Source organism: Paenibacillus bouchesdurhonensis (genome assembly GCF_900155685.1).
GTDB classification, from domain to species: domain Bacteria; phylum Bacillota; class Bacilli; order Paenibacillales; family Paenibacillaceae; genus Fontibacillus; species Fontibacillus bouchesdurhonensis.
This window is the reverse complement of sequence record NZ_LT732547.1, coordinates 674,342-698,236: the sequence shown is the minus strand read 5'-3', so window position 1 is coordinate 698,236 and position 23,895 is coordinate 674,342. Positions and strand designations below refer to the sequence as shown.

The following is a 23,895-nucleotide window of genomic DNA, read 5'->3' as shown; positions in this document are numbered from 1 at the left end:
AGCTACTTTAAGCTATTTCAAGCTACTTTAAGCTATTTCAAGCTACTTTAAGCTATTTCAAAGCCGCGTACTGTACGCGCCGCTTCGTCTCCTCAGCCAGCTCCGCAATGTTATCTTCCAATCTAGCAGCCAGTTCCTCGTTGATCTCGAAGCCGCCCTGATCTGTACGAGCGATATAAGCGTCTACCGCATATACCCCACCCAGGATATGACGTGCCCCAAGCGCCGATAGAACCGGTTTAAGCGAATAGTCAATGGACAGCAAGTGCGCCAGGCTTCCACCGATGAATAACGGCAAAATGATTTTTCCAGCCAGGCCTTTTTGCGGAACGAGATCCAGAAATGTCTTCAAAACCCCCGTATAGGATGCTTTGTATACCGGGCTGGCAATAATGACAGCATCCGCCTCGGCCACTAGTCCATTTGCCTTCACGATCGCTTCGCTTTCAAATTTTGTATGGATCAAATCTTCCGGAGGAAGCTCCCCCACATTCACATGGTTGACCTCAAAGCCTTGCTTCTGCAGCAGTTGATCCGCCAGCTCGATCATCGCCGTCAAGCGGGAGCCAGGTGTGGGACTGCCGTTAATAATTGTCACTTTTGGCATATCTATATTCTCCTTTGTTAGGTTCTTTTTTGCTCGCTGTATAATATCATAGCTAATTTTCACGTTTCGATCTAATTTCTCGTCGTTTACGATTGCGAACTGCCGCCATCCTAATTCCGACCAAATAACTACACTTAAAAAAAGGCTATCAACATTTGAAGTAAAAGTCAATCGTGGGCACCCTCATCTAGGCGTTTGCATACCCTTACCTCAGAGGAATTCATTATGATTTGGAGGTTTTAATTTGAATCCGATGTGCTCAATGAGTCAAATGCCAAAAAATAGGAATTGGATGAGCAGCGCGGGGAACCCTGTTTATCCGTATTTCGCAAAAGAAACGGTATGCAAAGAACAGCCTATTGCTTTCCCGCCTCAGCATCAGCCTTTTCAACCTGGCTTGGAAAGTCTCATGAACCCTAGACCGATCTCAGAAAATCCAAAATATCATGGCAGCTGCAAGCTTAGAGGTAAAGTTGCCATTATCACGGGCGTAGACAGCGGGATTGGCCGGGCTACAGCGATCACTTTCGCCAAAGAGGGCGCAGATGTTGTTATCCCTTATCTCTGGGAAACCACCGACGCCATGGAGACCAAGGCTCGTGTGGAGGCGCTCGGACAATGCTGTCTTCCCATCAAAATCGATCTTCGCTTCAAAAAGAACTGCGAAATCGTCGTATATGAAACAATTTCTGCTTTTGGCCGCCTCGACATTGTGGTCAACAATCATGCCGTACAGTATCCGCAGAACAGCATCGCCGATATTTCCGAGCAGCAGCTGTACCAAACCTTCCAAACGAATATATTCCCGTTTTTCTTTATGGTTCAGGCAGCATTGCCCCATTTGCGCCGTGGAAGCTCAATAATCAACACCGCCTCCATCACTGCTTATAAAGGACATAAGACGCTGATCGACTATTCATCTACAAAAGGAGCGATCGTGTCGTTCACCCGCTCCCTTTCGCTCTCGCTTGTCGATTGCGGTATTCGCGTGAACGCCGTTGCCCCCGGATCAACCTGGACGCCTCTCATCCCTTCCAGCTATAGCGCCGAGGAGGTGGCCGTATTCGGAACCGATGCCCCCATGCAAAGGGCAGCACAGCCGTATGAGCTCGCTCCTGCTTATGTATATTTGGCAAGCGACGATGCCAGTTATGTTACCGGTGAAGTTGTGCATGTGAACGGCGGGGCCATGGTTACGACGTAAAGCAGTACTTGCGCTCCTGATACATCGGCATATTCATCCAAATGTCAGACTATAGCGCCTCAAGGATATCTCCGGCAAGCAGGGGGCCGGACATCCATCGCGCTGAGGCGACGTGCTCTCCGGCAAGGGCGCAGCTCCCGCGCAAGGTGCGCAGCTCCCAGCACGCGGTGCTTCGCCGCATGACAGCGGTCGATCCCGTGCAGGTATACGCCGAGCGCAGCGGCTTGAATTCCACTCTGGCCTTGGGCAAGCAATGAGGCCATAATGCCCGTGAGCACATCGCCGCTTCCCCCGGTCGCCATCCCGGGGTGACCGGTAGTGTTGACGAAGACGCGGCCGCAAGGAGCCGCAACAACAGTGCGGGCTCCCTTCAGCACCAGCGTCACGCCGTGCACCGCCGAACATCTACATTGGCGCGGAGTTTCCCGTATAAACAGCCATACTATACAAGGAAAAGATTTCAAAGCACGATGAACTGGCTGATGTATTTTTGACCATGCAGACACCTTAATTTATTCATGCCCAACCCGTAAATCTTTTGCAAGTAACTGCGATTTTTAAGTAAGCAACTGCAATTCCTAATAAGCGACTGTAAAACGGGCACCGGGGAACTGCGGATCCTCCGCTTCATCCAGCAAGGCTGCGGCGTAATCCTCAATGGAAATGCGGCTTTGATCTCTTTCATCCGTAACCAGCCAATTCGTGCCGATCCGGAACTGTCCCGTACGTTTGCCCGGTTCGATGACTGCTGCGGGGCTAAAAACCGTCCACAGTAAATCTGATGCTCTATACACATGGTAGGCTTCTTCATGAGCCCGCGCTAAAGGACGGATCTCCTCTGGGAATTCCGGGGTATCCATCAGCAAGAGGCCGGGCTCCACCTCAAGCCCTCCTGCCCCGCCTACCACGATCAACCGGCGCACGCCTCCGCGCTTTATGCCTTCAACCAAAGATCGAGCCGCTTCGGAAAGCTCATCCTCCTGTCCAAACTGAGGCCCGTAGGCGCTGATGACGAGATCCTTGCCTTCCACCGCTCCGGCAATTGATTCGGGCATCAAAATATCGCCCGTTAGCAAATGAAGCCTTTCTTCGCCTGCCAGGCTTTCCAGCTTGGAGGTGTTGCGGACGACTGCGGTTACATCATGCCCCCGCCGCAGTGCCTCTGTCAAAATAGCCTTTCCGATCGTACCCGTGCCGCCGAAAATTACGATTTTCATTCCGAACGCCTTCTCTCTTCTGAATTTGATTGTGCTTTTATTATAATTATCACAAACAGCAGGAGATCAAACGTCACCGCTATAAAACGAGGTCGACCATCCGCCGTTATACAGCGAAACACCGCGCGCCAGGAGCTGTGCACGGTGCGAAAAAATCGCAGCCGTCCGCCAAGTACACTCGGTTCTATTTTTGCAACAACAAAGCCCTTTTCGCACACTACATGGAATTCATGTATCTAATAATACTCTTACCGAAAATTACAGAGAATTAGATGGATTTTATGTACCTAAATCAGGAATCCAGTCCGGGATCGGCCATTCCCTGTATTCTAATGACGTGAAATCCATTTAAATCCACACTTCATTCCCTACCATAGAAACTAACTACTATAATGCAACTAGAATAAAAAGTGGACAGTCCTTAAGTGAACCTAGATAATAATTCTTAAGGGAGAGATGTCCGGATGGAACGTAATAGTTACAGTGAAGAGTTTAAGAAGCAGACAGTGAAGTATATTTTAGAGCAAAGTAAGTCCATGCCGCAGTTGGCCGAAGAACTCGGTATATCTGCCGGTGTGTTGCACAACTGGAAAGCACTTTACCGCGATGAAATCCAGCTGGAATCTTTAGTCACACCGGAGAGAGTGCGTCAACTCGAACAACAACTGCGTAAAAAGGAACTAGAGAATCAAGAGAAGGAGCGGGAAAATCAAGATCTCCAGGAAGAACTCGCTATATTAAAAAAGGCGCTGCACATCTTCAGCAAAGAAAGGAATTGAGATTCCAATTCATTGAAGAACATCGCTCCGAGTTTTCGGTGGAGAAGATGTGCAAGGTTTTACAAGTGTCTCGGAGTGGCTTCTACAAGTGGCAAAAGGCATTGCCTAGCGAGCAGAAACTTCGAAAGGCGAAGGTTCTGGAGAGAGTCAAGTATCATTTTCATGACTCCGGGGAACGCTACGGCAGTCCTAAGATTACCCGAATGCTGTGGAAAGAGCGTATCCAGGTCGCGGAGCGCACAGTTAGCATCTACATGAAAGAACTGGGGTTGCGTTCTTGTGTCTCCCGTAAATTTAAGGTGCAGACGACCGATTCCAATCATGACTCACCCATTGCTCCCAATGAGTTGAACCAGAACTTTGCCGTATCTGAACCGAACAAAGTGTGGGTTGCAGATATTACCTACATCCCCTGCCGAGAAGGACGGCTGTACTTGGCTAGTCTGATGGATCTGTGCACACGCGAGATCGTGGGTTGGCGGCTTTACGGCCGGATGACAACAGAACTTGTCTTAGATGCTCTAGAGGCCGCATATGATGCGAAAAAACCAGGTAAGGGATTGCTTCACCATTCCGATCGCGGTTCACAGTACGCATCGAAGGAGTACCGTGACAAGCTGGAATCGTATTCCATGAAGGTTAGCATGAGTCGTAAAGGGAATTGCTACGATAACGCTTGTATCGAGTCATTTCACAGCATCTTGAAAAAAGAACTCATCTACAGAACGAAGTTCAAGACCAAACAACAGGCTTACGAGACCATTTACAGGTACATTGAATTTTTCTACAACCGCAAACGAATCCACAGTTCAATCGGCTATGTGTCGCCGGTTCAATTTGCTGCGCAATTCAAGAAGAAGACGGCATAAACTTTCACTTAATAGGTGTCCACTTTCTTGACAGAAGTCCATAAATCCATTTATACAAACTGAACTATTGAAACGGATGGGGGCAAGTGCTTGCGCTCTTAATCTTGTCGCGCTTCAGCTTTCTACATCTACTACTTTTTCTGCCGCCTGTGCTCTTGGCTTTGATCCCGCTTCTGCTTCTACTTCCAGTTTTGCTTTTGGCTTGACCTCTACCTCTACTTTTACTTCTACCTGTACTACTGCTTCTGATTCCGGTTATGCTCCTGCTTTATCTAAAGTTCCATTTATACATCCAAGCTATGGTTAAAGCTAGCTTATGCCCCAACCTTGCCTAACACAAAGCTGATAACCAAAATAACCAGGACGAAAATTGATATAAGCACAAATCGGTAATCCTTCTCATGGATGAAGGCGAGCATTGAGACGAATACGCGAAATACCGGGGTTAGAATGAGCAGGATTAAACCGACCTCGATAATAGCCACGGACTTCAATTGGAGCATGCCCTGGACGATGTCCGGCAGGTTCGTTGGGTAGGTATCCCCCGGATAGCCGCTGTCCCCCGTGACGAGAAACAGAACCAGACCGACAACGATGACTAGGCCGGCCAGCACAACACCGATCCGCAGCATTTTGCTGACGGCGATTTCGACTTCGGCTGCGCGCTCCTGACTTTTAGCTTGCTGTTGCTGCTCCGACATAGGTTAACTCCCCCATCCTTGATAGATCATTTGGAAGGCGATATAGATCATGATAGGAATGAACAGCTTGCGGATTGTTTTGCTCTTTAACCGCTGCATAATTCTCGCCCCGATCGTTGCCCCAATCAAAACACCAAGAGCTACCGGCGCTGATATTACGGGAATAATGTCGCCGCGTAAAAAGTAAATTCCGGCACTGGCAGCAGCGGTGACGCCCATCATAAAGTTGCTAGTCGCTGTCGATACTTTAAGCGGCATCTTCATAAAGACGTCCATGGCCATAACCTTGAAGCTGCCGCTGCCGATTCCCAGCAATCCGGAAACTACACCAGCCCCGTACATGACGCCAAATCCCTCGTAAACCCGATCTACGTTGTAAGTAATTTTTTGACCCAGGGCTTTATCATAATATTCCCCGCTTAGCCCCAGCTTCTCGGCTACCGGATGCTGCGGAACGTTAACGGGTATTTCCTCCTTGCCCTTCTTCACCATCGCATAAGCCGAATAAAGCAGCAGCAGAGCAAAGATGAAATATAAAAAGTTTGGCGCGATCAACGCCGCGAGGAAAGCCCCCGTAATCGCCCCGACCGTCGTGGCAATTTCTAGGAACATGCCTACCCTCACATTGGTGATCCGATCCCTTATGTAGGCGACGGCCGAACCACTGGAGGTCGCGATAACCGAAATCAGACTCGCCCCGATCGCATGATTAATGTCTACCCCAAATAGCAGTGTCAGTGCCGGAGTAACGACGATTCCGCCACCCAGACCAAGAATGGAACCAACGATTCCGGCCAGAATGGCGATTAAAAAAATTTCAATAACAATGGCAGTCAAAAAGACATCTCCTTTGTAATCATTTCAGTGGATCATCCAGCAGCAATTCTTACTCTATTTCGTAATTCTTAGATACATGCCAAGGGATTCCGGCGCCGTATACCGAAAGCCATATTTCAAATACAATTTGTCAGCTGGCTGATCGGCGATGAGACTTATATAAGCCCCGTCCGGCGTCTCGTTTCTCAAGTAATTCATAAGCTCCTCCATAATGAGCTTTCCAAGCCCTTGTCCCTGATAATCTGGCCGTACGGCGATATCCACAATTTGCAGGAAGCAGCCCCCGTCGCCGATTACCCTCCCCATTCCGACAAGCTCCTCCCCGGCACTTTCAGCATGTCCAGGGTGTCCAACATGTCCTGCATGTCCAACATTTCCTTCTTTTCCAACATTTCCGGAATTTCCAGCATATAAAGACACCGCAAAAAGAGAGTTGCTTAATCCGATCCTTATCCCCTGCTGGCTTCTCGGGCTCAAACCCGCTTGCTTTCTCAGCGCGGCATAATTTTCGGCATCCGGAGCCTCTCTCACAATACGAATTTGTTCCCGTTCCACACTATTTCTCCCTTCTGTTCCTCTGCTGCGGGACTACGTAAAGCTCCTCGTCTTCCTTCCACTCGGCGTAGACCACGTCCTTAAGCCGGTCATAGCCACACTTCTTCAGCAATTGATGAAGCCACGCCTCATTCTTATCGATCATGCGCAGACTGGTCTGGTCGACCACGCCGTTCTCCACCAAGCAGTAGGATAAATGCGCCTCTTTATTAAAGACTTCCAGTCCAAGATCCTTACGCTTGATCGCTTCCTCCTCCGGCTTCTTCATCACGCTAAGCGTTCCATTAGGTTCAAATATAGCATAAGCTACTTCGCTTATGAAGAAGACTTCATGCTGTCTGAGCAGCATCCGCAGTTGGTCAAAGTCCAGTCCATTTTTACGCATATGCTCCAAATCTACTTCGCCGTTGCTAATAATAAGTGAGGGTTTGCCGTCCAGTAGGCCGCGTACACGCTTCACCTTTTGCGACACCTTTTCAAATATGAAGGACAATGCCCCCCATAAAAACAGGGCAAAAATCAATTGTGAATATTCAATGTCTTCGGCATATACCGTCTCCCCGACAATGTCGCTCAGCATGACGGAGGATACGAAATCAAACGGCGTAAGCTGAGATATTTCCTTCTTCCCCAGCATACGGGTCAGCACCCATAAACCAATAAAGCCGATAACGATTTTTAGCGCGATTTTTCCGAATTCCACTCTAAGCCCCCCCAAATACGATAGTGCTTACTATATACCCGCTTTAAGCAGGAGTTGACATGTAAAATGCGGGCGCGCCGTTTTTTTCCAATTCTGCCGCTTGAAAAACGTACCTAACGTATGCAATAGTGGAATGAGGAAGATCGAAAGGGTGGTTCGGGTGTCACTTTCGGATTGGTTAGCGTGGCCTTTTCTGTATAGTCCTGTAGCGGTCATTTTAGCGCCAGCGTTTATACTGTTCGTTTGGCAATATGGCGCCTCCAAGCGTAGGACGACATACAAGATCAACATGCGGCTTGACCGTCTGCATCGCAGCTTGGAGCTGTATGCCGCAGCCACGGGAGCGCTGCTTCGGGAAATCGGCCGTCAGAATAAGCCGTCATCTGCCGAGCATGCGCAGTTGATCGATAAATTGCTGGCCTGTAAGGCCGCACCGTATGCTACAGAGGATTTGCTGGCACAGATTACGGCGTACACGATGGATGAAGGGGACATAATGCGCCTTACGCTGCTGTTGAGAACAATCGAACGCGAGACAGAACGATTGGTAGAAGAGCGCAGCGTGCTGCTGCGCCGCATAGAGAAGCCCGGTTGGGGCTGGTCTTTGTGGCAGCAGTTCCATCATGCGCTCCCGTTTATATTTACGATTAGTATATTTACGCTGGTTATTTGGCTCCTAGGCTCCTTGGATCAGCTCGGCTATATCGGGGATGAAGGCTGGAACGCGTTAGGCGAGTGGTGGGTCGCGTTATATATTTGGACTCGCTTTCTCTCCTGCCTATTCTCACTGCTAATACTGTATCCATTTCTCAGGGGCTGGAGGAGAGAATCGTCCAGTTCTTTGCTGCAGCGCTGGCTGGCCGTTGTGATTGCCCTAACTGCTTTGCTCCATATGGTAGGCTTACCATGGGCACCGTATATATTTACGCTGCAGCTGCTGCTTTTTATAGCAGGCTTTCGCTTCAGCCGTAACAAGCCGCGTAAAGCTCGCCCCTTCGTAGGTCATTACTTCGAAGAAAATGAGCTGTCCGCGTTGGAGGCCCAGCTGGCGGGCTCACCTGAGCTGGATACGGATTCGGCATTGGAATCCAAAGAGTCTTAATCGCTTTAATTGTATTTCATCTACGTATTCAAGCATAAATAACCCCGATATCTGTGTCATCTCGCAGGTCTCTACCGACCTTTCGAGCCACCGGATTCGGGGTTGTTTTCCTTTTCATATCCACATGAATCTATTCTTTGTCTTCTCTATCTACTTCCAGACTGGCGCAGAGATCTCGCCGCATTGCGCTGGTTCCCGGAGGACTTGGTAGAACTGGAAGCTCCTATTTCGTACCGCTTCCGCTCTGTACGCTCCACTTGGACGATTTGCCCTTCGTGGACGACAATGTTGAGCGATCCGAATTCCATCTCGTTTAACAGCCCCGCAATCCGATCTAGCCATACATCGTCAACCTTTAATGGTTTAGCCATACTTACCGCCTCCCTCTCCTCGGCAATTCAGCCTGTGTCCATACTTATTTCATGAACTATCAATGCTGACTTTTGCGTGTAAACCAGCTTTTGAATACCAGGGTGACGAGCGCCAACAACAGCAATAAAGAAGCAACGGCAAATGACGCCGAGAACTGGTACTCGTTATACAATATTTCAACGTGCAGAGGAAGCGTATTGGTCTCTCCCCGAATATGTCCGGAGACCACAGACACGGCGCCGAATTCCCCCATCGCCCTTGCATTACACAGGATAATGCCGTACAAGAGTCCCCATTTAATGTTCGGCAGCGTCACCTTCCAGAAGACTTTAAAACCGCGCGCTCCCAGCATGACTGCCGCCTCTTCCTCCTGCTGCCCTTGATCCTCCATAAGCGGAATGAGTTCGCGGGCGACGAATGGGAAAGTAACGAACAAGGTCGCCAGAATGATCCCTGGCAGAGCGAAAATAACCTTTAGGTCATGCTCCTGCAGCCACGGGCCGAACCAGCCGTTCGCACCATAAACAAGAACATAGATTAATCCTCCGATTACCGGAGATACGGCAAACGGCAAGTCAATCAGAGTTATAAGCAGCTGCTTTCCGCGGAATTTAAATTTCGTCACCGCCCATGCAGCAGCTACGCCGAATATCGTATTCAGCGGTACGGTAATGACGGCAACAAGAAGCGTCAGCTTCAAAGCCGACAAAGCATCCGGGTCGCGGATCGCCTCAATGTATACTCCCCAGCCCTTCTTCAGAGCTTCGGACAGTACGACAACTAACGGTAAAACAATGAGCCACAGCAGCACCAGCACTGCTGCTCCGATCAGAATCCATTTCATAGCGCTTGACTCATTCAATTTGCGCTGTCTGACCGTGGATGGCTTCTTTGTGGATAGCGGTACAGAGCCAGCCATTTCCTGATCCCTCCCTGAATTCTGGATGCTAGATTCTCGTGTTCTAGTTCTCCATGCAATTGCTTGTCTCTTCATCCGACTCGTGCTTGCCGCCAACAGCTTTGAGGCATTGGCGCCCATATATTAAGCGATACTATCTCGCTGTCTTGCGCACTCTCCGCTGTAAGGAGTTAATAAGCAGCAGTAGTACAAATGAAATGATCAACAGCATCAAGGCCACAGCCGTAGCGCCGGCGTAATCAAACTGCTCCAGCTTCGACATGATGAGCAAGGGAGCGATTTCCGTCTTCATCGGCATATTCCCGGAAATGAAAACTACGGAGCCATACTCGCCAATCCCACGCGCAAATGCCAGGGCAAAGCCCGTCAACAGCGGCGGAAGCAGCTCCGGCAACACCACGGAACGGAACGTGCGGAAGCGGCTTGCGCCCAGCGTTGCCGCGGCTTCCTCCACCTCGGCATCCAGTTCCTGAAGCACTGGCTGAACCGTTCTAACGACGAAGGGAATGCCTATGAACATCAGCGCCAGCGTGATGCCGATCGGTGTGAAGGCGATTTTTATCCCCAACGGTTCGAATAAGGAACCGATCCAGCCATTCGCCGAATAGATCGCCGTCAGCGACACCCCGGCTACCGCGGTAGGCAGGGCAAAGGGAAGATCGATCATCGCATCGAAGATGCTTTTGCCGGGGAATTCATATCGAACGAGTACCCACGCGATCAGCAAACCGAGTACGGTATCAATCAGCCCCGCCGCCGCAGCGGTCAGGAAGCTGACTTTATATGAAGCAAGGACACGTGAATCTGTCGCAACATCCCAGAACTTCTCCCAGGTCAGCCCCGTAGAATTCAGCAGCAGCGCAGATAACGGAATTAATACGACCAAACTAATATATAGTACGCTGTAACCCATCGTGATCCCGAAGCCGGGAAGCACTCCACGCTTTGAAGTGCTACTGTGCATGAACGTTCATCCTTTCCATTGTGCATCCCTTACGTTTGCGCAGGAATGCCCCTCCGTTTGTTCGGTCGGTTATTTAGGCGCATAAATTTGCGTGAATATGCCGCCGTCGCTAAAATGCTTCTCTTGGGCTGCTGCCCATCCGCCAAATTCTTCGTCAATAGTAAACAGCTTTATTTCCGGAAAAGCATCTTTATATTTGCTCTTCACACTGTCCAAAACAGGACGGTAATAATTTTCTGCCGCAATCGCCTGCCCTTCCTCCGAGTACAAATACTCTAAATATGCCTCAGCTATTTCGCGCGTTCCTTTTCTATCCACATTTTTATCTACAACGGCTACAGGCGGTTCAGCTAAAATACTTTCCGATGGGTAGACGATATCGAATTTATCGGGCCCAAGCTCTTCCACCGACAGCCAAGCTTCGTTCTCCCAAGCGAGCAGCACATCTCCGAGTCCGCGTTCCACGAATGTCGTGGTTGCCCCGCGGGCACCGCTGTCCAATACCGGAACATGCTGATACAGCTCCTTAACGAACTCTTGCGCCTTCGCCTCATCGTTATTGTTCTGGTGCAGCGCATATCCCCATGCCGCAAGATAATTCCACCGTGCTCCGCCGGACGTTTGCGGGTTCGGCGTGATGACCTCGATCCCCTCCTTGACCAGATCATCCCAGTCCTTGATTCCTTTAGGATTTCCCTTACGAACAAGGAACACGATCGTTGAGGTGTATGGCGAGCTGTTATGATCGTACTTCTGCTGCCAGCCTTCATTAATAAGCCCAGCCTGCTGAATCGCATCGATATCATAGCCAAGGGCCAACGTAACGACATCTGCGTCTAGCCCGTCGATGACAGCACGGCCCTGCTTGCCCGAACCGCCATGAGACTGCTTGACGGATATCTTCTGCCCTTTCTCCTGCTCCCAATGAGCAGCGAAGGCTTTGTTAAATTCGGTATACAATTCACGGGTCGGATCGTAGGATACGTTCATGAGGTTAATCTCATTGCCATTTCCGGAGTTTCCGCAGGCTGCTGCCACCATGGATACAGCTAATACGAGACTAACGACTAACCCTTGCTTCAACACCTTCTTCATTACCACTCACTCTCCCCATACACACTTTAGACTCTCTGTAATCTACGTTTATTCCCGTAAAGCTTCTGCTTAGCAAAATAGAAAGAGAAACGCCCTAACCTCTACGGTCAGACCGAACTGCTACCGTGTCTGCCAAGGCAAGTAGAGCGTTCCTCCGTCCGTACGGTGAGAACATTATTTTATTATTCCTACCTGTTTAGTATGCTATGATTGTATTCTATATGCACTGGGTTTTCTTGTCAAACACTTTTATTGGAAATGTATTAAAAATCTATAAGAAGTACTTATAATCCATAAGGAGCAAGTGTTTATTCGCGACAAAAAGACGAGGCTGCCTGCCTCGTCTTTCATTTCGGTCTCAGTTGTTATATGGAAATTAACGCGGGACGACTGCGACACATGATGGCTCCTTCACCTCAAGCTGACCATCAGTAAGCGATAAGCTTCCGGTTGCCGGATCTCTGCGAAGTACGATGATACTGTTGCTGAACTGGTTGGCGACGATCACATAGTCGTGAATGACCGCAAAATTACGCGGCCATTTCCCGCCAGCGCCTGTCCATTCCGGTTCGCTCAGTCCTCCGGTCGACTCGTCCAGCTTGAAGCGGACAATGCTGTCATGGCCCCGGTTCGATGCGTATAAATATTTTCCATCCGGTGAAAAGTGAATATCCGCTGCATAGCTTTCCTCGGCGAAATCCTCCGGCAAAGTGCTGACATGCTGTAAAACTTCCAAAATGCCGTGCGTTGGATTATAAGCATATACTGTAATTGTGTTATTAAGCTCGTTAATGCCATAAGCGATCGTATTAGTCGGATGAATGGTGAAATGCCTTGGGCCTGTACCTGGCGGGAGATCCACCTCGCGGTGGGTGATCAGCTTGCCGCCTTCCAATCTGTAAACGATGACTTGGTCAAGTCCTAGATCGGATACGAAGGCGTACTTGCCATCCTTGGATGGGAGAACGTGATGGGCATGAGCTGATTGCTGACGATCCTGGCGAAAGCCGCTCCCAACATGTTGAATCGTGGCAGCCTTTCCAACTAAGCTTCCCTGCTCATCCAGTTCGAAACTGTTGACGTGCCCGCTGGAATAGTTGGCGACAAGCAAGTGTCCAGAGGGGGACAACGATAAATGGCAAGGCCCTGCTCCATCGGTTCTTTCCGTACGAAGCAGCGTAAGACGCCCATCGCTTGGCTCAATGCCATATGCAGCTACTTTGCCCTCCTCGCATTCCATAGCCGCGAACAACTGTGGCTCATTCGGCCTGCCGCCCACAATTAGAAAGGACGGGTTTTCTATCCCAGAAGTACTATGAACAAGGCGAAGCCTCCCGCTATCGATATTTAAGGCACAAAGGTGAATTCCCGGCTCCTGTGCGGATGAATAACCCCCCACATAGAAATACTGTTCATTTTGATTAAAGATACTCATCGCAATTTTCCTCCTCAGCTATTTGTCATGCTACTTGACTCAGTTCGCAAGTCCTGCAGTAAATCCTTTATTTTGGATACTTTTATTTCATCAAAATAGCGCTCCAGCCGATTTTCGCCTCCAGCAAAAATCCGGTTCATCACCTCATGCATGTTCGAGGACACCTGACAGGCCGACTCTTGGCTCCCCGAGCACCACCCCGGCTGAAGCGAGCCTCTAGCGAACAAGCGATATAAATCGCCTAGGCTGATTGCATTCAAATCGGAGCTAAGCAGATATCCGCCGCCCACTCCTTCCTTCGTCGCCACATACCCTTGTTTTTTCAGCAGGCTCAGCACCTTGCGGACACGGGCAGGGTGTGTTGCTACACTCGCAGCGATTTTCTCGCTGTTGGCAATGCACTCTGCATTGAGGTGAAGAAAAAGGAGGCAATGCAAGGCAACCGTAAACTCGCTATTCATATTTCTTTCCCCTTTCGGTTATATCCTTGAAACACTAGTGCGCAAATCATTTCATGGGGTCGTACACTCATTTTTAATTTCTGTATATGATTTATGTTATAATGATCTCGCCATCACCTATTGGGGATAGCGCATACAACAAATACTACACTTGTTCAAGAAAGGGACATTTTATGAATATCCTTAGTCCTTCTCATATGCAGGTCTTTGTTACTGTAGGAGCCATCTTTATGGCCATTCTAGCCTTGTTTATCCGGTTGAAGGCCAGCCGCAGGCCCGTGACGATCAAGAAGATTATTATCCCGCCGCTCGGAATGACCACAGGCTTTGGAATGTTTATCGTCCCTGAGACACACATCCCCGTTCTTTGGGGCATAATCGCCTTCGCTGTAGGTGCGCTGTTGTTCTCTTACCCGCTAAATCGCAGCACTCAATTTGAAATTATCGACGGCGAGGTCTATGCCAAGCGAACTCGCGGTTTCGCGTATATCCTGATCGGCTTGCTCGCGTTAAGGCTCGTCCTTCATGAGGTCGTCGAGAAATACATCTCGCTTTTTCAGACGGGTGCTGTATTTTTCCTGCTGGCCTACGGAATGATCTTAAGCTGGCGATTGTACATGCTGAAGGAATACCGCCGCATTGCAGGTCAGGCTCCAACAAACTAGCTTTCCTCCAACATATTAAATTTTATATAGAGATGCAATCTTTTTCCACTAAATTTAATTCCCGTCTCATCAAACGACAACAGGTTATCCGGGTGACGCCGATCGTCCCCCGCGGATAACCTGTTTTTAATGGCCGAAAATTATAGGGTGTAAGTCGGAAATTTATGCCTCCCCCTCGCTGGGACGAAGGATCGCTGAACCGATGATCAGCAGCACGAAGGCCATAAGCACCAGTATAAGCAGAGGAACGCCGACTCCTTGAAGGCTGCTCCCGGAGGACAGCAGCTCAATCGCCTCGATCGCCCATTTCTGCGGAACAAAATTGGCTGCCTTCTGCATATATTCCGGCATGAAAGAGAGGGGCCAGAAACAGCCTCCAATCATGCAGGTCGGGGTGATGATCAGGCTATTGAGCATGCCTGCGTTCTGCGGATTGCGGATCAGTCCGGCCGCCGCGCTCGCAATTCCCATCGCCACAAGCATAAATGCGGCCAGAACGATAAAATGCTGATAAAGCGGAATTCCGGCATCATAGCGCAGCACCCAGCGGCTAAGCAGCAGCACGATGGCGATTTGAATAACGCCTACAAAGAAGCTACCCAGGAAATTTCCTGCGGCAATCTCCCACGTTCTGACCGGCGCGCTGAATACGCGAGCCATCGTGCGCCTACTGCGATCTTCGACGATCTGCGTCACTGAACTGCTGATCAAGCTCATAAGGAACATCAGCGTAAAACCGGTGATCGTGCTGAGCCCCCCCTTAGGATAGAGCCGCAGATTGTGATCGACTGAGGATACGCGATGTTTTCTCGTCTCTTCGAACACGCGGGCCAACACGGTCTGATCCAGATCGTTCTCACCCGTAGAAGCTTTAACGAGCTCTGCGGAAGACATCATCCCGCGCGTGATCCCATCCAGATTGACCCGGAGGGTAAAGGTCGCTTCGCTCGTCATTAAATCATACACTTGAAATTTAGGCGCATGACCGGAGTAAATTCCCTCTGTAAAGCCAGCCGGAATCACGAAGCCTGTCGTCCCTTTTTTCGATAAAAGCGCTTCTTTCATGCTCGCCTCATTTTCATACGGCTTCAAGGTATAGTTGGGCTTATTAGCCAGTTCCGCCAGCAGATAGGCGCTCGCCGTTCCCTGATCCTGATCTACATACGCTATTTGGGCCAGCATCATCTCTTCTCTTCCCAGCAGGGCAATGACAACGGCAATAACCACGCATGGCAGCAATATGTAGCCCAGCAGCCCCTTCTTAGTCCCGATGGTTCGTCTTATGACATTCCACGCGATCGTCAAGCTACTCATGATACCCCACCTTCCGATAAGAAACGATACCGGCGATCAGCAACAGTCCGCAGCATAAGCCCAGCATCAAAATATATGGCATCACTTCTGCAGGCCCTACCCCAAGCATTAACCGCAGCGTGCCCTGGAGCGCCCAGTGATTGACTGTAAATTCGCCCAGCCGCTGTACGAGCTCAATAGGTAATGGTTGAAATCCGCCGCTTAGGAAGGTCATCACCACTATTATCGTTACAACAACGGAGCGGGCAACTGCGGATGATTTGGCTAACAGAGTAATAATAACGGCCAGCATCATGGAGGCCATGACGACAAGCCCGCAAATCAGGATGAGCAGCCCTAGATGATTTCCCCAATCTACGCCATAAAGCAATGACGTGCCGCTAATAATGACAGCCGCCTGTAATGCAGCCACCAAGCTGTTCCCGGCAATTTTCCCCGTAAATATTTCTAAAGTGCTCACTGGCATGGCATTCAAGCGATATAGCGTTTTGTTCCGTTTCTCCTCCGACAGACTGATGCTCGCGGTTAAACCGGAATACAGAAGAAACATGATCAGCATGGATGCCGCATAATACTGGAAGGCGGAATACATCTTGCCTTGATCATTCAAGGACGCTGTCTCCACGTAGGTGGAATCCAGAGCAATCGCCGTCCCCATTGCCTCCCTCAAGCCGTTAGGCCCTAAGGCAATAATCGCAGCCTGCACCCGGTTTACTTCATCCAAATAAGCTTGGAAAATAATTTCGGCGACATGATTCTTCATGCTGTCCTTCCCGGGGATTAGTTCCCAGTGCGCCTCCATGCCTGCCAGCACACGCTGCTCGAAATCCTGCGGAATGACCACGGCATAGTCCGCCTCCCGCTGGGTCAAAGCTTCGACCGCTTCCTCACGGCTCGCAATATACTCTATCTGCAGTCTTTGTCCGACTAGAGGGCTGCCCAGAAATTCCTTGAGCCCAAGACCAATACCGTTCGAACCTGCCGCATTCCCCTCTGGCTGGGACGTTGCCTCCACAATCATGACCCTTGCCGTCTCGATGGATGCTTCTGTGCCATCCGCAAAATTCCCTGTAAGCGCACTGCCTAGTATGAATATCAGCACCATAGGCAGTAAGAATAAATTCAATAAAACGACGCGCGTCCGTGTGAGCGTTCGCAGCTCGAACCAGGCAATTGTAAATAGCTTCATGTGTTCCCTCCCAGTCCTAATCCCGCAGCGTGCGCCCGGTCAAATTGAGGAACAGCGTCTCTAGGGTCGGCTGCTCGCATACCACGGAATGAATGACGGCATCATGCTTCGCGCAGACGTACAAGATATCCTGAAGCTCGTTTTGTGAGGATGACGTATGCAGCTCAAGCCCGTTCTCTATTTGCACCATACGGATGATACGCGGATGCTGCTTCAGCTCCGTAAGAACAGCCTCGCCCACACCGGAGGCTTTCATAATGATCTTCTCCTCTCCGGCGACTCGATCCCGCAGCTCTTGCTCCGTCCCGCAGGCAATGACATGGCCTTGATCCATAATGGCTACCCTGTCGCAAAGGGCCGCAACCTCCTCCATATAATGACTCGTATATATTACCGTCGAGCCCATGCGATTCAATTCCCGCACCGAATCCAAAATATGATTTCGCGACTGAGGGTCAATTCCCACGGTCGGCTCATCCATAATAATCAGCTTCGGGCGGTGCACGATTGAGCAGGCAATATTCAGGCGCCGTTTCATTCCCCCTGAGAAGGTATGCGGCCGCTGCTTGGCCCGCTCCTCCAAACCGACGAACCCTAGCGCTTCTTTAACGCGTTCCTTCAGCTCCCATCCCCGCAGGCCGTACAGTCTGCCAAAGAACGCCACGTTATCCGCAGCCGGCATATTTTCATATAAAGCAAGATCTTGCGGAACCAGCCCGATTCTTCTCTTCACCTCTAACGGACGTTCCTTCACATCGATCCCATCGACAGTAATACGTCCTTGATCCATCGGCAGCAGCCCGACAATCATATTCATCGTCGTACTCTTTCCTGCTCCATTCGGGCCAAGCAGTCCAAATATCTCCCCCGCTTCTATCTCCATATTCAAATGATCGACAGACAATTTGTCCCCATATCGTTTCACAGCATTTTTTACTTCTACAAAAGCCATCCTACGTTCGCCCCCTGCCTTGTAACTGCTTTATTCCATTGTATCAGGCCGTTCCTCCCACGTAAGGTAACGATGGTCACCAATAAGAAATGACGAAAGTCACCACTCTCTGCGCCCTAATCATTAAAGCGGTTATGCTATAATAGGATCATCTTATTTTCAGGCAAAGGGTTGAGAACAATGGCGAAGCCTATGCTTCTTCCCTTCATGTACGGAATCATTTTGATTCCAGGATTTTTTCATATTTTTTTACTGCAAAACTCTCCCTATGAACGATATGTCATACATATTCTAGTCTTGTTTACTGTAGCCATTTTGGGGCGTTTCATAAGGCAGAACACTTACTTATCCATATGGTGTCTGCTGCTCATAGCCTCTTCCGCCTGGCTTTCTTATACCTATGGCGGGCTAGTAAGCCTGGCAGCTCTTTCTCCAGTGTTCATCTACCCGTCCATGCCCGGTCGGTTTGTTCAAGTAAATATGTTTGCGCTTCATCTTGGCACGCTTTATTTCGCTATGAAGTCCGAGCCGCTTAGCTGGCGGTTTGGCATACTTTTATTCTTGGTGTTTATAGCTGCGATCCTCGCCTACCTCCAGCATATTAGCGCCCAAAAAAACGAGCTCCAGCAAACCTACGACGATCTGCGCAGACGACATTACGAGCTCCATGATGCAAATCGACGAATACTGCTATTCAGCAAGCAGGTGGAAGGAGCCGCTCAAGCCGAGGAACGGACACGGATATCCAGAGAACTCCATGATGACCTAGGGCATCGTCTTATACGTGCGAAAATGATGATGGAGGCTGCGCTGCATGTCATTCCGACCGATTCGGACAAAGGGATGAGCCTGCTTGTGCAAATTCGGGATCAACTATTGACGGGAATGGATGGATTGCGTGCCACGGTGCGTCGGCTGAAGCCGCCTTCCGAGGTAACAGGCATTCAGGCGCTAAGAATTATGCTTGAAGAGATCGGCAGAGAGAATGGCATTCGCACGGCCCTGTCCGTTGAAGGCCAGCCCTATCCTTTATATCCAAGCCTAGAAATCATTCTTTACAAAAATGCGCGTGAATCCTTGACCAATGCTCTGAAACACGGGCGGCCCGATGCCGTTGAAATCAAACTCAGCTATAGCGAGAACGAAATTCGTATGGCGGTAAGCAATAACGGGATACTGCCTTTGCTTCACGAAGATTTCGATAATGTGGCTGGATTAGGAATAGCAGGAATGAGCGAGCGATGCCAGGTTGCCGGGGGAAGTCTTCAAGTTGAACTGGAGCCTTGCTTTACAGTAACGACCCGGCTTCCTGTCGCACGCCAAGGAGAAGTGTTATAACCAGGCAGGAGTGAATGAGATAATCATGACGAATCGGAATTTATCTGTATTTATCGTAGACGATGACCCCTTCATCCGGGAGAGTCTGTCGATCCTGATTAGGATGGATCCGCATATTGATGTCGTTGGCACGGCAAGTCATGGTGTTGAGGCCGTGAGCAAGCTGCAGAATGGCGAAGTCGCTGTGCCGGATGTTGTGCTTATGGATATCCGCATGCCGGAATGCGATGGCGTTGAAGGTACGAAGCGAATCAAAGCGCTTTTTCCGCAAATTGCCGTGCTGATCCTGACCACATTTGATGATGATGAATTCATCATTGAGGCTTTACAGAGCGGTGCCAGCGGTTATTTGCTTAAAAACATCCCTCCCGACCGAATGATTCAAGGGATCAAAACAGTGCATAGCGGCAGCATGCTCATTCATCCCGACATCGCCAGGAAGCTGACCGGAATGCTTCGCGCCCCGAACGCAGGGACAAATGCAAATTCTGAGGGGGGAGCGAATAAGCTGAGAGAAGCTGGACTTACGGCAGCTGAACATAACGTCGTCACCTTGATCGCGGAAGGCATGTCTAACAAAGAGATCGCCCAAAAGCTATTCCTTAGCGAAGGCACCGTTAAAAATTACATCACCGACATTCTCGCCAAGCTCCAAGTCCGCGACCGAACGCAAATCGCCATTTTATACTGGAAAAGCCATAACCAGCAGGGTTAAGGCTGGCCGTCCGATATTCAAATTGCCAAAGTCCTTAAGCTCAGCACAAAAAAGCAGCTGTAGCTCCAGTGGAGTACAGCTGCTTCATTATGGGTCGGTGACTTATTGGTCAATTTTCACGCCTTTAGACAACGTCTTCTGATCCAAGTTCGTATTCACCAGTTGAGGGAGCATTCGCATCCCTTTCTCCATGGCAGAGGAACACAGAGGACATACCGGAGTGTAATCAAACGCAAAATTATCCCTCATCCAGCCGTTGCAGCTCTCGCTAGTACACGACCATACCGGTGTATTCTCCTCAGGAATTTCTTCTAACGTTTTTTTACGGTAATTCATGTTTTCCCTCCTTTGGGTTATAAGGCTACTTTATATAGGGAAACCCTATCCCCTTTAAACAAGAAAAACGTCTATCGACGTAATTTCACAGTAGACAGACCGCCTTTTGGTTCGTTGCTCATTCGTATAGGTTATTGCTCTTGAGACTCAAATGCTGCCCCCGCGATATAAGGATGATTGTTCTAGGTGTTGTGCTTTCTTATATCTTAACGAAACTGCCCTTAACGAGTTCGTTAAGAGCAGCTTTGCCTGTATTACAGTTTGACGACGTTTTCGGCTTGCGGGCCGCGGTTGCCTTGAACTACGTTAAATTGTACGCGTTGGCCTTCATCAAGAGTCTTGAAGCCTTCGCCAGTAATTGCGCTGAAATGAACGAATACGTCATCTCCGCCTTCAACTTCGATAAAGCCGAAGCCCTTCTCAGCGTTAAACCATTTGACTGTTCCAGTTTCCATTAAGGGTACCTCCTAAAAATATTAACATGTTCATTTTTACATAAAAAATTCACACATTGAAAAAAGCTCCATCTCAAAAGGTGACACTCTTTTCAACGTGTGAATATTGATGCTGCATCACTTTAATCAACTATTGATATTATATCCTTCACGAAGGAAAAAAGCAAATTAATTGTAAAAATACGGTAAGAGGGCTGTCCAGCCCTCTCTTGGCAGACATTGTTTTATTCCTCAATACATAAGTATTTAAGTCACGCGAATTGTATTCTCGGGCTCCTATGGTTTTCCTGGGCGGCCAAACAAATACCCTTGCGCGAGAACAGCCCCGCTATCCAGACAAAATTCAAAGTCCTCTCGCCTCTCAACGCCTTCAACGAGTACTTTTCCACCAAAATCAACAGCGCGTCTAATAATATCTTTAATTTGCCGCTGCTTGTGGGCATCATTTCTACAGCCGCTTACGATGCTCCGGTCAATCTTCACATAATCAGGCTGAAGCCGAGACATTTCTTCGACGGACGAGAATCCTGCTCCGACATCGTCCAGTGCCATAGCTATCCCATAGCTGCGGCACACTTCAAAAATATGCTGCAAATGCGCAAGATGCCGGATTCGCTCCGTTTCCACCACTTCGAATACAAAATCACGCGTATCCAGGGCAAGCTGCTCAATTTTCTTAAATGTATCATTCAAGCTGCGGCACGGATATTCGATCGAGGATGGCAAAAAGTTGATGAATCTCTTCATTCCCCGCGGCAAATGTTGTGCACTCGTCTCGATTGCCGCCAGCCTTGCCGCCTGATCAAGGGAGGAATGCAGCCCGCTCTCGCGTGCGATCGCAAACAATTCAAGGGGACTGAACGGTCTTTTCTTCGACGATGGCCGCAGCAAAAACTCATAGCCGACAATCTCTTCATCTGCATTGACGATCGGCTGAATATGGTTTTCGAACAGCTTATCGACGATTACGCCAAGCACGTCATTGTTCTTTACACGGTATTCCATTTGACATATTCCAAGCCATAGCGAAGAGTGCTCGCTCCCTTTATTCGCCAGCGAAACCAGCAGCCTTTCTCCACACATAAAATTGTACTTGCGACTACACTCCAGCAGAAGCAGCAATTCATCCTTCGATCGATACGAAAATTGGCAGTCCGGGAAGCTCTGTTCTGAGCGATATCCCATTTGTTGCATATGGGCTATAAAGGGGGCTGAGTATGGACGAAACCTTACGTACCCACGGTCTTCGAGCGCCGATTGGGCACTGCCGTTGCTGAAGATCATAGCAATCCTCCTTGACTTCATACATAAAACGCTGATCCGACGTTTAGTTCAACAGGTTAATTATATGAAAATTATACCATGTTCTGCTATTGTGCCACGTGACCTTCCTCTCTTTTTTTGTCAGCATTATGTCTTGATTTAGCCTGGCAGCAGCTGTGATTAATCTAGCGAGTAGATATAATGAGGGGGAAACCCAATAAATCAGACCATGAGGAGGGGATGATCCAACCATGATTGATGCCCATATTCACCTGGATCAGTATGAGGATGCAGCGATAGATCAATTGATTAAAAAAATGCGCCCCAGCGGAGTCGATGGACTTATTTCGGTATCCACGAACCTTGAATCGTCGAAGACGAACTTGGCCCTGTCAAAATTATATCCTGGAATTGTTCATCCTGCCTTTGGCTTTCATCCGGAAAATCCTCTGCCTTCTCAAGAAGAGCTCCGGCAGCTGCTCTCCTGGATGCAGCTCCATGCCCAGTACATGATCGCTGTCGGGGAAATTGGACTGCCTTATTATTTACGCCGTCAAATGACCAGAGAAGGCAGCGACATCGATATGACCGCTTACGTACAGCTTCTGGAACAGTTCCTCGGCTTTGCCAAACAACATGATAAGCCCGTCGTACTTCATGCTGTGTATGAGGATGCTGACCTTGCTTGCGACTTATTGGAGAAGCATCATATTCACAAAGCGCATTTTCACTGGTTTAAAGGCGCTAAGCATACGGTACAAAGAATGGCAGAACGGGGCTACTATATTTCTTTTACCCCTGATCTGCTAAATGAAGCAGAAATTATCGAATTGGCCCGCAGTTATCCTCTCGATCGAGTTATGGTAGAAACGGACGGCCCTTGGCCATTCAAAGGCATATTTGAAGGGCAGCTGACTCAGCCGCCCATGATCTTGGAGGTCGCCCATGCCTGGGCCTCCATTCAGAAGATCACTTTTGAAGCGGCTTGCCTTCAGCTGCGCGAGAACACTCGCCGTTTTTACGGTATCTAGAGGCTTTCCAATACTCAAGAATCTTATTACTGCCTGCCAAAGCCCCGCTCACGCAAAAATTGCCCCATATGCATCCGCGACGGCTGAGCGAGCTTGTCCGCCATCAGCACCGACCAAGGCGTGTCTTTTGCCCCGCCGGTTCTTTCACGCAAATATGCCGACATGATCTCGTCATAGCGTTCGACCTGCGTGTCTGCGGTGGAAGCATCATATCTGTTCCAGTGCAAAACCGCTTCTTGCGGGAGCCTGGGCCGAAGATCAGGCTGCTGATCCGGGTATCCAACGCACATGCCAAACAGCGGATAGACAAGCTCCGGCAAACCGAGCAGGCTGGATGCCTCAGCGATATGATTGCGAATGCCTCCAATGTAAACGATGCCAAGACCCAGTGATTCCGCAGCAACCGCTGCATTCTGGGCCGCCAAAGCGGTATCCACTGTCGCTACGATCAAATTTTCCATCGATCCCTCATAGGTTTCTTCGCCGGGGCGATGAGTTTGCGCCGCTTTTTTCAATCTCGACAGATCGGCACACCATACTAAAAAGACAGGGCAGCTATGCACGTAAGCTTGATCACCGCTTAGACGAGCCAGCTCCTTCTTAAGGTCATCCTTCATGACAGCAATAACGCTATATGCCTGGACATTGCTTGAAGTAGATGCCGATTGGGCGGCCGCAACGATCATTTCTACCTGCTCGGGCGTTAGCGTTTGGTCTGTAAACTTGCGAATGGAACGGTGATTAAGCAGCAATGCAATTGTCTCGTTCATTGATTTTATTTCATCCAACGAATTATTCATGCCATGCATGATTCGAT

Annotated in this window: 25 protein-coding genes and 2 pseudogenes; 7 read left to right on the top strand and 20 right to left on the bottom strand. The window is 49.4% G+C overall.

Annotated elements, in window-relative coordinates; translation table 11 throughout:
* Positions 1 to 52 precede the first annotated feature (52 nt).
* Positions 53 to 607 (bottom strand): NADPH-dependent FMN reductase, encoded by a 555-nt coding sequence (gene ssuE / locus CZ379_RS02865; RefSeq protein ID WP_110930229.1) that lies wholly within the window; start codon positions 605 to 607, stop codon positions 53 to 55.
* 292 nt (positions 608 to 899) lie between these two features.
* On the opposite strand from ssuE, the gene CZ379_RS02860 reads away from it, so the two are divergent.
* Complete coding sequence (locus CZ379_RS02860; protein WP_110930469.1) at positions 900 to 1,811, top strand: SDR family oxidoreductase; 912 nt, start codon at positions 900 to 902, stop codon at positions 1,809 to 1,811.
* 59 nt (positions 1,812 to 1,870) lie between these two features.
* On the opposite strand, the pseudogene CZ379_RS02855 reads toward CZ379_RS02860, so the two are convergent.
* Positions 1,871 to 2,203 (bottom strand): annotated as a pseudogene (locus CZ379_RS02855) (ADP-dependent NAD(P)H-hydrate dehydratase); the annotation flags it as partial.
* Between the two features lie 186 nt (positions 2,204 to 2,389).
* On the bottom strand, positions 2,390 to 3,028 hold the full coding sequence (locus CZ379_RS02850) for an NAD(P)-dependent oxidoreductase (RefSeq protein WP_110930227.1): 639 nt from the start codon (positions 3,026 to 3,028) through the stop codon (positions 2,390 to 2,392).
* 464 nt (positions 3,029 to 3,492) lie between these two features.
* On the opposite strand from CZ379_RS02850, the pseudogene CZ379_RS02845 reads away from it, so the two are divergent.
* Positions 3,493 to 4,676: pseudogene (locus CZ379_RS02845) on the top strand (IS3 family transposase).
* 314 nt (positions 4,677 to 4,990) lie between these two features.
* On the opposite strand, the gene CZ379_RS02840 reads toward CZ379_RS02845, so the two are convergent.
* Genes CZ379_RS02840 through CZ379_RS02825 form a run of 4 tightly spaced genes read right to left on the bottom strand, consistent with a single transcriptional unit; the run spans position 4,991 to position 7,472 of the window.
* Positions 4,991 to 5,377, bottom strand: a complete 387-nt coding sequence (locus CZ379_RS02840) for a DUF1634 domain-containing protein (protein ID WP_110930226.1) — start codon at positions 5,375 to 5,377, stop codon at positions 4,991 to 4,993.
* Between the two features lie 3 nt (positions 5,378 to 5,380).
* Positions 5,381 to 6,214, bottom strand: a complete 834-nt coding sequence (locus CZ379_RS02835) for a sulfite exporter TauE/SafE family protein (RefSeq protein ID WP_110930225.1) — start codon at positions 6,212 to 6,214, stop codon at positions 5,381 to 5,383.
* A 54-nt stretch (positions 6,215 to 6,268) separates the two neighbouring features.
* A complete protein-coding gene (locus CZ379_RS02830; RefSeq protein WP_110930224.1) occupies positions 6,269 to 6,769 on the bottom strand; it encodes a GNAT family N-acetyltransferase in 501 nt (166 codons plus the stop codon).
* Between the two features lies 1 nt (position 6,770).
* On the bottom strand, positions 6,771 to 7,472 hold the full coding sequence (locus CZ379_RS02825) for a DUF421 domain-containing protein (protein ID WP_110930223.1): 702 nt from the start codon (positions 7,470 to 7,472) through the stop codon (positions 6,771 to 6,773).
* 160 nt (positions 7,473 to 7,632) lie between these two features.
* Here CZ379_RS02825 and CZ379_RS02820 point away from each other — a divergent pair, with 160 nt between their 5' ends.
* On the top strand, positions 7,633 to 8,574 hold the full coding sequence (locus tag CZ379_RS02820; RefSeq protein WP_199925423.1) for a hypothetical protein: 942 nt from the start codon (positions 7,633 to 7,635) through the stop codon (positions 8,572 to 8,574).
* A 146-nt stretch (positions 8,575 to 8,720) separates the two neighbouring features.
* Here CZ379_RS02820 and CZ379_RS02815 read toward each other — a convergent pair whose 3' ends face one another.
* The 6 genes from CZ379_RS02815 to CZ379_RS02790 all read right to left on the bottom strand — a co-directional run bounded on the left by CZ379_RS02815 (position 8,721) and on the right by CZ379_RS02790 (position 13,820).
* Complete coding sequence (locus CZ379_RS02815; protein WP_110930221.1) at positions 8,721 to 8,945, bottom strand: YezD family protein; 225 nt, start codon at positions 8,943 to 8,945, stop codon at positions 8,721 to 8,723.
* A 59-nt stretch (positions 8,946 to 9,004) separates the two neighbouring features.
* On the bottom strand, positions 9,005 to 9,865 hold the full coding sequence (gene cysW, locus CZ379_RS02810; RefSeq protein ID WP_110930220.1) for a sulfate ABC transporter permease subunit CysW: 861 nt from the start codon (positions 9,863 to 9,865) through the stop codon (positions 9,005 to 9,007).
* A 133-nt stretch (positions 9,866 to 9,998) separates the two neighbouring features.
* A complete protein-coding gene (cysT, locus tag CZ379_RS02805; protein ID WP_110930219.1) occupies positions 9,999 to 10,829 on the bottom strand; it encodes a sulfate ABC transporter permease subunit CysT in 831 nt (276 codons plus the stop codon).
* A 69-nt stretch (positions 10,830 to 10,898) separates the two neighbouring features.
* Positions 10,899 to 11,924 (bottom strand): sulfate ABC transporter substrate-binding protein, encoded by a 1,026-nt coding sequence (locus CZ379_RS02800; RefSeq protein ID WP_110930218.1) that lies wholly within the window; start codon positions 11,922 to 11,924, stop codon positions 10,899 to 10,901.
* Between the two features lie 376 nt (positions 11,925 to 12,300).
* A complete protein-coding gene (locus tag CZ379_RS02795; protein WP_110930217.1) occupies positions 12,301 to 13,359 on the bottom strand; it encodes a lactonase family protein in 1,059 nt (352 codons plus the stop codon).
* A gap of 14 nt (positions 13,360 to 13,373) precedes the next feature.
* On the bottom strand, positions 13,374 to 13,820 hold the full coding sequence (locus CZ379_RS02790; protein ID WP_110930216.1) for an Rrf2 family transcriptional regulator: 447 nt from the start codon (positions 13,818 to 13,820) through the stop codon (positions 13,374 to 13,376).
* A 173-nt stretch (positions 13,821 to 13,993) separates the two neighbouring features.
* Between CZ379_RS02790 and CZ379_RS02785 the strand changes: the two genes are divergently transcribed.
* Entirely contained in the window at positions 13,994 to 14,485 is a 492-nt protein-coding gene (locus CZ379_RS02785; protein WP_110930215.1) for a CcdC family protein, read from the top strand.
* A gap of 162 nt (positions 14,486 to 14,647) precedes the next feature.
* Here the strand turns inward: CZ379_RS02785 and CZ379_RS02780 are convergent, their stop codons facing one another.
* Genes CZ379_RS02780 through CZ379_RS02770 form a run of 3 tightly spaced genes read right to left on the bottom strand, consistent with a single transcriptional unit; the run spans position 14,648 to position 17,940 of the window.
* Entirely contained in the window at positions 14,648 to 15,799 is a 1,152-nt protein-coding gene (locus CZ379_RS02780; protein ID WP_110930214.1) for an ABC transporter permease, read from the bottom strand.
* The gene (locus CZ379_RS02775) at positions 15,792 to 16,988 is read right to left on the bottom strand and encodes an ABC transporter permease (protein WP_110930213.1); all 1,197 of its coding nucleotides are present in this window, start codon (positions 16,986 to 16,988) and stop codon (positions 15,792 to 15,794) included. The genes CZ379_RS02780 and CZ379_RS02775 overlap by 8 nt, the downstream gene beginning before the upstream one ends.
* 16 nt (positions 16,989 to 17,004) lie before the next feature.
* Entirely contained in the window at positions 17,005 to 17,940 is a 936-nt protein-coding gene (locus CZ379_RS02770; protein ID WP_110930212.1) for an ABC transporter ATP-binding protein, read from the bottom strand.
* A gap of 180 nt (positions 17,941 to 18,120) precedes the next feature.
* Here CZ379_RS02770 and CZ379_RS02765 point away from each other — a divergent pair, with 180 nt between their 5' ends.
* Both CZ379_RS02765 and CZ379_RS02760 read left to right on the top strand, forming a co-directional pair.
* Entirely contained in the window at positions 18,121 to 19,278 is a 1,158-nt protein-coding gene (locus tag CZ379_RS02765; RefSeq protein ID WP_110930211.1) for a sensor histidine kinase, read from the top strand.
* A 25-nt stretch (positions 19,279 to 19,303) separates the two neighbouring features.
* On the top strand, positions 19,304 to 19,993 hold the full coding sequence (locus CZ379_RS02760; protein ID WP_110930210.1) for a response regulator transcription factor: 690 nt from the start codon (positions 19,304 to 19,306) through the stop codon (positions 19,991 to 19,993).
* Between the two features lie 102 nt (positions 19,994 to 20,095).
* On the opposite strand, the gene CZ379_RS02755 is transcribed toward CZ379_RS02760, so the two are convergent.
* The 3 genes from CZ379_RS02755 to CZ379_RS02745 form a co-directional block, all read right to left on the bottom strand.
* Positions 20,096 to 20,329: a cold-shock protein gene (locus CZ379_RS02755; RefSeq protein ID WP_110930209.1), complete on the bottom strand. Its 234-nt coding sequence runs from the start codon at positions 20,327 to 20,329 to the stop codon at positions 20,096 to 20,098.
* Positions 20,330 to 20,583: 254 nt separating this feature from the next.
* Positions 20,584 to 20,784, bottom strand: coding sequence for a cold-shock protein (locus CZ379_RS02750; RefSeq protein ID WP_110930208.1), 201 nt, complete (start codon positions 20,782 to 20,784; stop codon positions 20,584 to 20,586).
* A 276-nt stretch (positions 20,785 to 21,060) separates the two neighbouring features.
* Positions 21,061 to 22,068, bottom strand: a complete 1,008-nt coding sequence (locus CZ379_RS02745; protein ID WP_199925422.1) for an EAL domain-containing protein — start codon at positions 22,066 to 22,068, stop codon at positions 21,061 to 21,063.
* 230 nt (positions 22,069 to 22,298) lie between these two features.
* Here CZ379_RS02745 and CZ379_RS02740 point away from each other — a divergent pair, with 230 nt between their 5' ends.
* Positions 22,299 to 23,078, top strand: coding sequence for a TatD family hydrolase (locus CZ379_RS02740; protein WP_110930206.1), 780 nt, complete (start codon positions 22,299 to 22,301; stop codon positions 23,076 to 23,078).
* 26 nt (positions 23,079 to 23,104) lie between these two features.
* On the opposite strand, the gene nfsA is transcribed toward CZ379_RS02740, so the two are convergent.
* Positions 23,105 to 23,848: an oxygen-insensitive NADPH nitroreductase gene (nfsA, locus tag CZ379_RS02735; protein ID WP_110930468.1), complete on the bottom strand. Its 744-nt coding sequence runs from the start codon at positions 23,846 to 23,848 to the stop codon at positions 23,105 to 23,107.
* Positions 23,849 to 23,895 lie beyond the last annotated feature (47 nt).